A 12668-nucleotide genomic window follows, 5' to 3' on the forward strand; every position below is an offset into this window, starting at 1 on the left:
TTTACTCCGAATTCGGCTAAACCTCACAAAGTGTTAAGATGTGGGCACGTCTGATTGGGGTTGGTAATGATTGTTGCGGTCCAGAAACATCGGGCCTCCAGGCCGTCGTCCGTTCTGTACCGGCGCATCAAGGTCGGCCTGTCGGTCACCGGATTGATGCTGGCGGGAACGGCGCTGGCACCGGCAAGTGCCGAAGTCCTCAATTTGAACGGCATATCGCCGGCCCGCAGCACGGTCGCCGGCGCGACTGAAATCACGAACGGCATATTGCGGCTGACGCCAGCGGTCGGAGGCGTGACCATCGATGCCGCTTTGAACGACCGCCTCGGCGTGTTTGCGCTCACCAAACTCGGCCAGCATTCGCTTACGCTGAATGGATCGGGGCTTAATACCTATTCGGGCGCAACGACCATCAGCGATGGCGCGGTGTTTGCGGGCAATGTCAATGTCCTGTCACCGAACTCGGTCGTGACGCTGGCAGCCCCCGGCGTGCTCGATCTTCGCGGATACCGCCAGGCTGTTGCCGGATTGGCCGGCTTTGGCATCGTTCGCAGTAGCACGGCGACGACAAGCCTGCTGACGGTGGGGGCTGCCGGGACGTATAATTACCGCGGCGTCATCGAGGGCAATCTGCGCCTGGTCAAGACCGGTGCGGACCAGCAAAGTCTCGGAGGGTCCAATACCTATACCGGCGGTACCGAGCTTCGGTCAGGTATTCTTCGCTTCACGCGGGACGACTCGCTGGGCACCGGCGCGATCGACGTGACTGGGGCGGCGGTGTTGCTGCCGGCCATCATGGGTCGCCGCATTGCCAATGATTTCAGCCTTGGCGGCGATCTGGAGGTGTCAGGCGCGTCGATGGAGCTGGCCGGCCGAATTTCGGGAACCGGGCGCCTCATCAAGACTACGGTGAGCAACCTGACGCTTTCGAGCGGAGCGAACAGTTTTTCCGGCGGCGTCGATCTCCAGGACGGACAGCTTGTCATCGCGACGGGCTCATTGGGTAGTGGCGATCTCGTCGTCTCGGCAGGCCAGGCGTCGATGTCGACCGTGGGCAATCTGTCGGCAGTGCTGCGCAACCGGGTCGTGCTCCTCGGCGGTCTCAACTTCGAGCTGCTCGATGCGGCCAGCGTGCTCGAGCTCTCGGGCCCGATCTCGGGTGGCGGCTTCCTGTACATGAAGCAGGGTCCGGGTACTTTGCTCCTGACCGGCGACAACGGCTTTACCGGGCACTTTTCACTCGCAACCGGCACCCTTGGTCTCGGCACCAGTACGGCGGCCGGATTTGGAATTCTTAGCACTGGTGGCGGTGCAGGCATCGCAGCTTATGCTGACAACCTCGTTGTCGCGAACAGGATCCATCTTGGCCCGGCGTTGCGGATCGACACGCGCGGATATGACCTGACGTTGACGGGAGCCATCATCAACAACACCAATGTTGCCGGCGGCTTCCAGAAGCTCGGCGACGGCAATCTGACGCTGACCGGGGTAAGCAGCTTTACCGGACCGGCGACGATCATCACCGGCCAGTTGACCATGAATGGCAGCATAACCAGCGACGCCGCAATCGGCAGCGGCGCTATTCTCGCAGGCTCGGGCTCGATCGGCGGCGTCGTGACCGTTGCCGACGGCGCGAGGATTGCGCCGGGTACGAGTGCCGGGACGCTGACGCTTGGCAGCCTGGTGCTGGGTGCCGGCTCGGTGCTCGATTTCGAGTTGAAGACGGCCGGCGCGATCGGTGGCGGGATCAACGATTTGATCGCCGTGAACAATAGCCTGACGCTCGACGGCACGATCAATGTCGTCGGCTTGCCGGGTTTCGATGTCGGGACTTTTCGCGTCATCAACTATGGCGGCGCGCTGACCAACAATGGCCTTGATGCCGGCACGGTACCGGTCGGCTTCAACTTCACGATCGATACGTCTGTCCAGGGCCAGGTCAATCTGCTCGTCGGCTTCGCGGGCGTCCGGTATTGGGACGGTGCCGATGTCGTCGGCGATGGCGTCATCGACGGCGGCAACGGCACCTGGGCGTCGGGGGCGACCAACTGGACCAATGTCGATGGCTCGGCGAACCTGTCGTGGGGCAATACCACCGGGATCTTCGCAGGCGCGCCCGGCACGGTTGCCGTGGCTGGTGTTCAGGGTTTCACCGCATTGAGCTTCCAGACGGCTGGCTATGTCCTGAACGGCGGCGAGCTGGCGATCAATGGCGGTACGCTCGAGACAGCGAATACCGGCACGACGACGATTAACAGCGTGGTGTCCGGGAGCAACGGCCTGACCAAGACGGGTGCCGGGTCCCTCGTGCTGGACGGCGCCAACACATATGCTGGCGGAACGACACTTGCACAGGGCACTATTACCGCCGCGAGCAACACCGCGCTCGGCGCCGGCGCATTGACGATGGCATCGGGCACGACGCTGGCCTCGGCGGGCGCCAGCCGCAGCCTTGCAAACAACATCGTCGCTACGGGCAACGACATGGTCCGGGCCGGCACAGTTGCGACCGACGTGCTCACGCTGGCGGGAACGATTTCGGGGAGCGGTTCGATCACGCAGGTCGGGCCGGGCAATCTGGTGCTGACCGGCAACAACAGCTTCGGCCGGCTCGGTATTGCCGCCGGTATGGTGACTATCGGCACCAACACCTCGGCAGGCACTGGTCCGATCGCGATTGACAATGGCGGCACGCTTGCCGCCGGCGTTACAGGTTTGGCGCTCAACAATGCGATCCAGGTCGCCACCTCGGGCGTCGTCAACGTCGGCAGCGGCGCGTTGACCCTGGGCGGTACCATGGGCGGCGCAGGGAATATCACCAAAACCGGCACTGGCGTTCTCAACCTGACTGCGGTCAGCAGCTTGACGGGTGCCACGACGGTATCGGCGGGGCGGCTGAACATCATCGGGTCTATCGCGCAGTCGGCGACGACGGTGCAAAGCGGCGCAACCCTGGCCGGCACCGGCACGGTCGGCGCGCTGACGGCACAGTCGGGTTCGGCGATATCGCCCGGCGCGGCGGTCGGCAGCGTCGGCACGCTCAACGTCAACGGCGCGGTTTCACTGCTGGCGGGCTCGACCTTCATCGTCGACTATGGCCCGGCCTCGGTCGACCGTCTCACGGCGACGGGTCCCGCATCGATCGCCGGCAACATTTCGGTGGTGCCCGCGGCTGCGGGTCGCTTCGGCGAAACCATCATCTTGTCGTCGAGCGCACGAACCGGCACATTTGCCAATGACGCGTCGGTTGCCAGCTTGTTCGGCCCGGCGATCACCTCGAAGCTGCTTTATACCTCAACTTCGGTTGTGCTCAGCCTCACGCCGACGTCGCTCGCGTCGCTCGGCAATTTGACCGGCAACCCGTTGCAGGTCGCGCTGGCGTTCGATCGCGCTGTGACGACCGGATATAATCCGTCGCCCTACTTCGCGCTTTTCACCCAGGGTGCGAATTTTTCGACCGCGCTCAGCCAGCTGTCGGGCGAGCTTCATTCGGCCGAACGCCGGGTGCTGCTCGAGGATAGCCGCGTCGTTCGCGAGACGGCCTGGGATCGCATGAATGCCGGGTTGAGCGCCATCGCCGGGGCCCAGTCGGTAACCGCCGACGACGGCGACCTGGCAACGACGGTCTGGCTGCGTGCCGCGGGGTCCTGGGGCCAGGCCGATGCCGACGGCGTCGGCAGTGCGTTCGAGACCGAGCAGCGCGGCGTGCTGACCGGCATGGATTTCGCGACGAACGGCTTCAAGGCAGGCGCGATGTTCTATTATCTCGAGACCGACATAGAATTTGCCACGCTGGGCAAATCGACCGTCGAGTCGACGGGTGGCGCCATCTATGCCGGCTACCGCCAGCCAGGCGCGGGTTTCGCGGTCGGCCTTGGCGGATCGATGGCGGGCAACCGCGCCGAAGGTGTGCGTTCGATCACCATTCCGGGTCTGGCGCAAACGCTGACCAGCCGCGTCAGCGGCACGACCTACCAGATCTTCGGTGAAGTTGCCTTCGACCTGCTGGCAGCGGAAAACAGCCGGATCGAGCCGTTCGGCCGTGTCGCCCATGCCCAGGTTAAGTCGAATGCCTTGACCGAGGCTGGCGGTATGGCTGCCCGGCATATCCCCGGCCAGCGCAACGAGATGACATGGGTCGATGTGGGTCTGCGCGGCGGCATCACGGCGGGGGAGGTGGATTTCACCGGCTCTGCGGCGTGGCACCGCACTTCGGGCGATCGCAACGGCATCACCTACAGCTCGCTGGGTGGGCTGAACACCCAGTCGTTCATCCGCGCCGTTGAACTCGATCGCGATGCCGTGGCCCTCGAAGCCCAGGCCAATTACAGCATCACCCCGATGATCAAGATCGGCGCCGGCTATAGCGGCATCATCGGGTCCAACAACCAGGACCATGGTGCGCGGGCGACCCTGTCGTTCGGCTTCTAGGCTCCGATTTCGGCGTATGAAACGGCAGTGCCAAAGGGTGCTGCCGTTTTCGTTCGTGCGCGGTGCATGGCCGTTGACCGGCGCGGTGTGCGGCCCTAGCCGGGAGGCATGAATTTCCTGTCCGACAACAGCGCCGCGCCCTGTCCCGAAGTCCTCGCCGCGATCGGCGTGGCGGCACCTGCATCGGGCCCGGGGTACGACGGCGATGCCATCTCGCAGCAGCTCGATGCGGCATTCGGGGCGTTGTTTGGGTGCGAGTGCGTCGTGCTGCCGGTATCTACCGGGACCGCGGCGAATGCGCTGGCGCTGGCGGCAATGGTGCCGCCCTATGGCGCGGTGGTGTGCCACGAGGAAGCGCACATCCAGGTCGACGAATGCGGAGCGCCGGGTTTCTTCAGCGGCGGCGCCAGCCTGTTGCTGGTCAGGGGCGAGGCCGGCAAGCTGACCCCCGCCGGGATCGAGGCCGGGCTTTCGGCGTATCGCGGCGATGCCCATCAGGTCCAGGTGCGGGCGCTATCGCTGACGCAGGCGACCGAGGCCGGCACGGTCTATTCGCCGGCGGAACTGGCGGCGCTGGGCGAATATGCACGTGGGCGTGGGTGGAAAGTGCATCTCGATGGTGCGCGCTTTGCCAATTCGGTGGCACACCTTGGCTGTCATCCGGGCGATATTACCTGGCGTGCCGGGGTCGATGTGCTCAGTTTCGGGACCATCAAGAACGGCGGCATGACGGCGGAAGCGATCGTGCTGTTCGACCTGGCGCTAGCCGACGACCTGCGGTTTCGCCGCAAGCGCGCCGGGCAGATGCCGAGCAAGGGCAGGTTCCAGGCGGCGCAGTTGCTGGCGATGATCAAGGACGATGTCTGGCTGCGCAATGCCGGGCAAGCCAATGCCGGCGCGGCGCGGCTGGCGGCGGCGGCCGGCGACCGGGTGATGTATCCGGTGGAGGCAAACGAGGTGTTCGTCCGCCTGCGGGCCGGCGAGCCGGAGCGACTGCGCAGCCTCGGCTTTGCATTCTACGACTGGGGCGCGGCGGGATCGAACGAGGCGCGCTTCGTGGTGGCGTGGGACAGCAGCGCCGCGGACATCGCGGCATTAACGGCGGCGCTGGCCGGGTAAAGTTTCGGCGCGGGGCAGACAGTGGGGCGTGAAAGGCTCTAGGCATTGGTCATGCACGCACCTGTTTCTAATGTACGGCCTGACGCTACGGGGTTCACCCCGCGGATGCTGGTCTATTTCGCCATCGTGACGCTGATCTGGGGGTCGACCTGGCTGGTCATCAAGACCCAGCTCGGGGTGGTGCCGACGTCGTGGTCGGTGGCGTGGCGGTTCCTGCTCGGCGGCGGCGTGATGATGGTCATGTGCCTGGTGCGGGGCAAATCGCTGTGGCTCGATTGGCGCGGGCACGGCTTTGCGCTGATCGTCGCGGTGATGCAGTTTTCGCTCAATTTCAATCTCGTCTACCGCGCCGAAGAACATGTCACCTCGGGGCTTGTGGCGCTGAGCTTTGCACTGCTGATGGTGCCCAATGCGCTATTGGGATCGGTATTTCTCGGGATCAAGGTGACGCCGCGCTTCCTGCTCGGCGGCGCGATGGGCATCGCCGGCGTGGGGATGATGTTTGCGCGCGACGTGATGGCGCCGGGCCTCGACGGCAGCGAGGTCGTGCTCGGACTGGCGCTTGCCGTGGCCGGGGTGCTGTGCGCGAGCGTCGGCAATGTCATGCAGGCCAGCCCGGCGGGGCGCGCGTTGCCATTGGAGGGCGGGCTGGCGTGGTCGATGCTGTACGGCGGCATCATCAACACCGTGGCCGCGCTGGTGATTTCGGGGGCACCGGTGATCGACTGGTCGCCGGCGTACTTGGCCGGATTGGCCTATCTGGGAATCGTCGCTTCGGCAGTAGCCTTCAGCCTTTATTATGCGCTGATCCGTGCCGTCGGGCCTGGCAAGGCGGCCTATACCGGGGTCGTCGTGCCATTGGTGGCGATGGCGTTGTCGACGATGTTCGAAGGCTATGTGTGGAGCGGCATGGCGGTCGCCGGCGGCGCGCTGGCGATGGTGGGGCTGGTGGTCGCACTGCGGAGTCGTGGATAGGGGAGACGGTGATGGCCCGGACTTGCAGTGACTGCGGCGTACGCGACTCGGCGCTGTGCGGAACATTGAGCGACGAAGAACTGGTGGGGCTGGCCAAGCTTGGCGTGCAGCGGCGGCTGGTGCGCGGCGATGTGCTGGTGCGCGCCGGCGATCCGCCGCTGGCCTGCGCCAACGTCCAGGCCGGGGTGATGAAGATCGCCAGCGTCACCGCCGCCGGCGACGAGGCGATCGTCGGGCTGCTTTATTCCGGCGATTTCATCGGGGGACCGTTTGCGGCACCGGCGGAGCATGACGTGACTGCGCTGACCGATGTCGAACTGTGCATGTTCCCGAGGGCGGCGTTCGAGGCCAGCCTGGCCGACCACCAGCGGATGGAGCGACTGTTGCTCGAGCGGACGATGATCGAGCTGGCACGGGCGCGGCGCTGGCTGGTGCGGATCGGCCGGGCTTCGGCGCGGGCGCGGGTGGCGGGGTTCCTGGGCGATATGGGGCGGCGGCTGGCGGTGGTGAACGATTGCCGGCGCGATGCAGCCGCAGTGCCGGCGGCGAGTTTCGAGCTGCCGCTGAGCCGCAGCGAGATAGGCGATCTGCTCGGGCTGACCATCGAGACCGTCAGCCGGCAGTTGACGCTGTTGCGCGCCGCCGGGGTCATCGACCTGCCGGGCGGGCGGATGATTGTCGTTCGCGATGCGGCGGCGCTTGCGGCTGCGGCCGACGAAACGGTTTGATCGACATCAATGCAAGGCGCAGGATTTGCGCTCAAGCCATGCAGGGGTTGATTTCGCCCTGTGAAGGAGAGCGCGATGAAGACAATCTTGGTGCCCGTCAACAATGATGAAGGCCAGGGCGCGCGCCTGCAGGCGGCCTTCGACCTGGCACGGGCGTTCGGCGGGCACCTGACCTGCCTGCAGGTGACGCCCTATACCGCCTATGCGCTGGGGGAGCCGTCGATGGGGGCGTTTCCGGTGACGGCGATGATCGAGGCGATTGAGCAGGAAAAGCGCAACGAGCGCACTGCAGTCGAGGCGCAGTTGGCGCAGGAGGGGATCGGATGGGACTGGATTACCCGCGACGGCGATGCCGTGGAGCGGGTGCGCGAAGCGGCGCGGCTGGCCGATGTCGTGGTGATGAACAGCGGTCCGTTCGGCAAGATGGCGAGCATGCGGCTGGCGGTGACCGGCGATGTCGCGATCCATGCGCCGTCTCCGGTGGTGGCGGTTCCCACCGACAGCCATGGCCTGGCGGTGACCGGGGCGGCGCTGGTGGCATGGGATGGCTCGCAGGAAGCGGCCAAGGCGATGCGTTCCGCGCTGCCGATGCTGCGGCTGGCCGAATCGGTCGATATTCTGACGGTCGAGGAGAAGGAAACCGACTATCGGGCGCGCGATGCGGCGGCGTGGCTGTCGCGGCACGGTGTGGGCGCCGAAGTCATCGAGCGCGGGAGTGGCGGGCAGACCATCGAGTCGGTCATTCGCGACGTGCTGGCCGAGCGCCAGTCGGCGTGGCTGGTGCAGGGCGCCTATGGTCATTCGCGGTGGCGGCAGACACTGTTCGGGGGGGTGACGCGCGGGCTGCTCGCCGATGCGCCGGTGCCGCTGGTGCTCAGCCATTAGCGTTTGATCCAGATCAAGGCGGGCTCGATTCGCTGGCGGTAATGTCTCCCTGATCCGGCGCGGTGCCGGGGTAGGGAGTGAAGACAATGCGGATCGAGTTCGAGCTTCTGGATACGGGCGCGGCGGTTCGGGCACCTGTCGAGACTTTGGTCACACCCGCGCGTGCGGCACCGGTGCTGGAGTTCGACCTGCCGCAGTCGCTGCTGTTGCAGCTGGTGGCGACGGCGGCGGGTTTTCTGTTGGTCATGGGGCTGGCGTTTCGCGGCGGCACCGGGATCGGGTTGGTGCTCGCGGTGTCCGCAATGGTGTTCGCGGGCTACTACGGCTTGCCGGTAGTGATGGCGCGGGCGAGTCGCATGGGTCGGCCAGCCCAACGTGCGGTCAAGGCGAAGGGCTGGGGAATCGAGACGGCGAGCGGTCATTTGCCCGGCGGGGCAGCCTGGGCGCAGGTGATGACGGTGCCGTTGCTGATACTGGCCTGGGCGATCTTCATCGCCTTTCTGCAGTAGGACTGCGGAGATAAAATGGGTCCCGGGTCAAGCCCGGGATCACAGTCTTCAGTTGGTTAACATTTTCCGCATTTTCCGATTTCGGCAGTTTCCTGCTGGTCGTCGTTTTCGCGATGAAGCCTCTATTTTACGCGACAATTATGCGGGCTGTCGTGCTGACGATGTCAAAGAGCGCGCGCGTCGAAGGTGAACGGGCATGATAGTGCAAACCGGGCGTGTAGGACAGCCGCGCCTATTCGGCGGCGACCGCCAGTTCGAGCGAGCGGGCGACGCGCCAGAGTTTCTCGATGCTGGCGGGCATTTCGATCTGGGTGCCGTCCAGGGCGTCGATGATGGCGTTCATCACCGAGGGCATGGCGCCGATGGTGCCGGCTTCGCCGCAGCCCTTGACGCCCAGGGGATTGGTCGGGCTTGGGGTGCCGAGCGTGTCGAAGCCGATCGCCGACGGCATGTCGTCGGCGCGCGGCACGCCGTAATCCATGAAGCTGCCGGTCACCAGCTGGCCATCGTCCGTATAAACGATGTCCTCGAGCAGGATCTGGCCCAACCCTTGCGCGACGCCGCCGTGAATCTGGCCTTCGACAAGCATCGGGTTCACCAAATTGCCGAAATCGTCGACGAGCGAATAGCGGGTGATGGTGACCTTGCCGGTCTGCGGGTCGAGCTCGATTTCGGCGACGTGGCAGCCGTTCGGGAAGCTGGGGGCGGGCTTGCCGGTGGTGTATTTGCTGCGGCCGTCGAGGGCGCCGGGGTGGGCGGCGGCAAGCTCGGCGAGACTGCGGGTGGCGTTGGTGCCGCGGGCGCGGAAGACGCCGTCGGCATAATCGATGTCGTCGGCGCCGAGGTCGGTCCGCGACAATTCGATGCCGCGTTCGACAAGGGCATCGGCCGAGGCGAGGACGGCGCCGCCGCCGAACGCCATCGAGCGCGAGCCGCCGGTGCCGTTGCCGGCTTCGAGACGGACGGTGTCGCCCTGGACGATGCGGATGTCGTCCATGTCGATGCCGAGGCGTTCGCTGAGGACTTGCGCATAGGCGGTTTCATGGCCCTGGCCGTTGGACTGGGTGCCGACTGCCATCTCGACCTTGCCGTCGGGGGCGACGCGGACATCGGCGAATTCGTCGGTGCCGCCACCGCCGGCGATCTCGACATAATAGGCCATTCCGCGGCCGAGGCGCAGGCCCTTTGCCGCAGCGGCAGCCTTGCGCGCCGGGAAGCCGTTCCAGTCGGCCTGGCGCAGGGCTTTTTCGAGGACGGCGGGAAAATCGCCGATGTCGAAGGTCAGTCCGATGCCGTTGTCGTGCGGGAGTTCGGCGGGGATGAGCAAGTTGCGGCGGCGGATTTCGTCGACGCCGAGCCCGAGTTCGCGGGCGGCGGCTTCGATCAGGCGCTCCATGATATAGGCGGATTCGGGACGGCCGGCGCCGCGATAGGCGTCGACGGGGGCGGTGTTGGTGACGACGCCGTGGACGAGATTGTGGATCGACGGGATGCGATAGACGCCGCCCATGATGCGGCCGCCGGCCATGGTCTGGATGGCGGGGCCGAATTGCGATTGATAGGCGCCGAGGTCGGACCAGGTTTCGACCGCCATGGCGGTGATGCGGCCAGCCGCATCGAAGCCGAGGCGGGCATCGCTGACCATGGCGCGGCCGTGGGTGTCGGTCTGGAAGGCGTCGCCGCGGTCGCCGGTCCATTTGACCGGGCGGCCAAGGGCGCGGGCGGCGTGGAGGACGAGGCCGTATTCGGCGTAGAAGAAGCTTTTCATGCCGAAGCCGCCGCCGACGTCGCCGGTAACGATGCGGACGCGTTCGGGGTCGATCTTGAAGACGGGGCCGGCGACGATCTGGCGCATGCCGGCGACGCCCTGGCTGCCGACCGAGAGGGTGAAGCCGGTTTCCTCCTCGTATTCGCCGAGCGCAGCGCGGACTTCCATCGAGGTCGGGGCGATGCGGTTCTGGACGACACGGAGCCGGGTGACATGGACGGCGGAGGCCATGCCGGTTTCGGTTTTTTCGCTGTCGCCGACCGCCCAGTCGAACAGGGTGTTGGACTTGGCCAGGGGCCAGATCTGCGGGGCGCCGGGGGCGATGGCGGCGGCGAGCGAGGCGACGACGGGGAGTTCGGAATATTCGACTTCAACGGCTTCGGCGCCGGCGCGGGCGGCTTCGCGGGTTTCGCCGATGACGAAGGCGACGCCGTCGCCGACGAAGCGGACGCGGTCCTTGGCCAGCATGGGGCGGTCGGTCTTGATGTCGCCCGACAGTGGCACCATGCACGGCACCGGGCCATATTCGGCAATGTCTTCATGGGTATAGACGGCGACGACGCCGGGCAGGGCGAGCGCGGCGGCGGTGTCGATCGAGGTGATTTCGGCGTGGCCATAGGGCGAGCGCAGGGTGACGGCGTAGAGCATGCCGGGGCGTTGCAGGTCGTCGGTGAAGGCGCCCTTGCCGGTGAGGAGGCGCGCGTCTTCGACGCGCTTTACGGATTGGCCAGCACCGAATTTCATGGGGTTAGCTCCTTCAAGCAGGCGGTCAGGCCCTGTCGGTAGTCTGGATAGCGCAATTCATAGCGCAAATCGCGCGACATCTTGCCATTGGCGACACGGCGGCATTCGCCGTAAAAGGCACGGCCCATCGGGGATAGCGCGGCCTGGGCGAGGGTCTGGAGCGGCGGAATGGGAAGGTTCAGGAGCCGGGCGGCATAGGCGGTGACGGCTTCGCCGGGGGCGGGTTCGTCGTCAGTGAGGTTGTAGACGCCTGGGTCGCCGTGGTCGAGACTGGCGTCGATTGCGCCTTTGATATCAGCGACATGGATGCGGCTGAAGATGTGGCCGGGGAGGTCGATGCGGGCGACCGGCGCGGTGCGCAGGCGGTCGAGGGTGCTGCGGCCGGGGCCGTAGATGCCGGGCAGGCGGAAGATGCGCGCCTGAGGGTGGAGGGCTTGCCAGGCGAGGTCGGCAGCAAGACGCCCGGAGCGGCGGCCCTTCAATGGCGAGGCCTCGTCGACCCAGGCGCCGGCGGCGTCGCCGTAGACGCCGGTGGAGGAGAGATAGCCGACCCAACGGGCAGGGGCGGCGGCGATTTGCGGTCCCAGCCGGTCGATGACGGGGTCGTTGCCGGTATCGGACGGGGGCACCGAGGACAGGATGTGGCTGGTTTTGGCCAGCAAGGCGGGGATGGCGGGGTCGTTTAGGGACAGGACGCCGGCGGCGGCGCGCGAACGGACGGCGGTGACGGTGCCGCCGCGGGCGCGAAAGGCGTCGGCGATGTGTGCGGCGGTGTAGCCGAGGCCGAGGATGAGCATGTGCATCGGCGGCACCTTGGCAAAGAGCGGGGCCGCGTGGAAACGAAAAAGCCGTCCCGTTCGGCGAGGAACGGGGCGGCAGGTTTCGAACTGCGGTCTATTGTTGCAGAGAAGGAACTGGGTCCCGGGTCAAGCCCGGGATGACAGGCGTCCTCAATAGCGGTCGGTGGTCTGGTTGCCGTTGGCATCGGTGCGGGTGCCGCGCGCGACATCGGGTTCGGGAGCGCCGGGGAAGTTGGAGCGGCGGGCGATCTCGACGCCGTAGTAATTGTCGATGACGCCGCCGTGGCTGTCATAGTCGAACTCGTCGATGGCGTTGCGTTCGTAGGACGGGGCACCTTCGAGGGTGCTGCGATCGAGGGCGACGCGGTAGCCGCCGATCTCGGGGTCGTAATCGAGGACGTCCCAGGGCAGCGGGTGATATTGCTCGCCGATGCCGAGGAAACCGCCGAACGACATGACGGCATAGGCGACTTTGCCGCTGCGCTTGTCGATCATGATGGAATCGATGCTGCCGAGCTTTTCATCATTGGCGTTATAGACGGGGGTGCCCTTGACGCGGTCGGCGGCGATCAGCGCCGATGGCGCCCGGCTGGTGTCGTAGCTGCTTGCGGTGGGTGTTTCGCTGGACATGATCTTGCTCCCAAGTGCGCCCGCGTGGGGCGGCTGTGCCTAACAGCCCGCCGGCCGAACCGGCAGACGTTTGCGAAAA

9 protein-coding genes are annotated in these 12668 nt (G+C 66.1%); 6 read left to right on the plus strand and 3 right to left on the minus strand.

Going from position 1 to position 12668, the window contains the following annotated elements; all coding sequences use genetic code 11:
* The first annotated feature begins 66 nt into the window (after nt 1–66).
* From IEW98_RS08960 to IEW98_RS08985, 6 genes are all read left to right on the plus strand, one after another.
* Nucleotides 67–4431, plus strand: a complete 4365-nt coding sequence (locus tag IEW98_RS08960; protein WP_188762594.1) for an autotransporter domain-containing protein — start codon at nt 67–69, stop codon at nt 4429–4431.
* A gap of 108 nt (nt 4432–4539) precedes the next feature.
* Nucleotides 4540–5550, plus strand: coding sequence for a threonine aldolase family protein (locus IEW98_RS08965; protein WP_188762595.1), 1011 nt, complete (start codon nt 4540–4542; stop codon nt 5548–5550).
* 105 nt (nt 5551–5655) lie between these two features.
* Nucleotides 5656–6525, plus strand: a complete 870-nt coding sequence (locus tag IEW98_RS08970) for a DMT family transporter (protein ID WP_188762596.1) — start codon at nt 5656–5658, stop codon at nt 6523–6525.
* A gap of 65 nt (nt 6526–6590) precedes the next feature.
* Nucleotides 6591–7253: a Crp/Fnr family transcriptional regulator gene (locus IEW98_RS08975; protein ID WP_243450653.1), complete on the plus strand. Its 663-nt coding sequence runs from the start codon at nt 6591–6593 to the stop codon at nt 7251–7253.
* Between the two features lie 75 nt (nt 7254–7328).
* Nucleotides 7329–8138: a universal stress protein gene (locus tag IEW98_RS08980; protein WP_188762598.1), complete on the plus strand. Its 810-nt coding sequence runs from the start codon at nt 7329–7331 to the stop codon at nt 8136–8138.
* A gap of 86 nt (nt 8139–8224) precedes the next feature.
* Nucleotides 8225–8647, plus strand: a complete 423-nt coding sequence (locus IEW98_RS08985) for a hypothetical protein (RefSeq protein WP_188762599.1) — start codon at nt 8225–8227, stop codon at nt 8645–8647.
* 232 nt (nt 8648–8879) lie between these two features.
* Here IEW98_RS08985 and IEW98_RS08990 read toward each other — a convergent pair whose 3' ends face one another.
* From IEW98_RS08990 to IEW98_RS09000, 3 genes are all read right to left on the minus strand, one after another.
* Complete coding sequence (locus tag IEW98_RS08990; protein ID WP_188762600.1) at nt 8880–11159, minus strand: xanthine dehydrogenase family protein molybdopterin-binding subunit; 2280 nt, start codon at nt 11157–11159, stop codon at nt 8880–8882.
* Complete coding sequence (locus tag IEW98_RS08995; protein WP_188762601.1) at nt 11156–11962, minus strand: Rossmann-fold NAD(P)-binding domain-containing protein; 807 nt, start codon at nt 11960–11962, stop codon at nt 11156–11158. The genes IEW98_RS08990 and IEW98_RS08995 overlap by 4 nt, the downstream gene beginning before the upstream one ends.
* Nucleotides 11963–12109: 147 nt before the next feature.
* The gene (locus IEW98_RS09000) at nt 12110–12589 is read right to left on the minus strand and encodes a PRC-barrel domain-containing protein (RefSeq protein ID WP_188762602.1); all 480 of its coding nucleotides are present in this window, start codon (nt 12587–12589) and stop codon (nt 12110–12112) included.
* Nucleotides 12590–12668 lie beyond the last annotated feature (79 nt).

The sequence above is a fragment of the Sandarakinorhabdus glacialis genome (assembly GCF_014643455.1).
Taxonomy (GTDB): Bacteria; Pseudomonadota; Alphaproteobacteria; order Sphingomonadales; family Sphingomonadaceae; genus Sandarakinorhabdus; species Sandarakinorhabdus glacialis.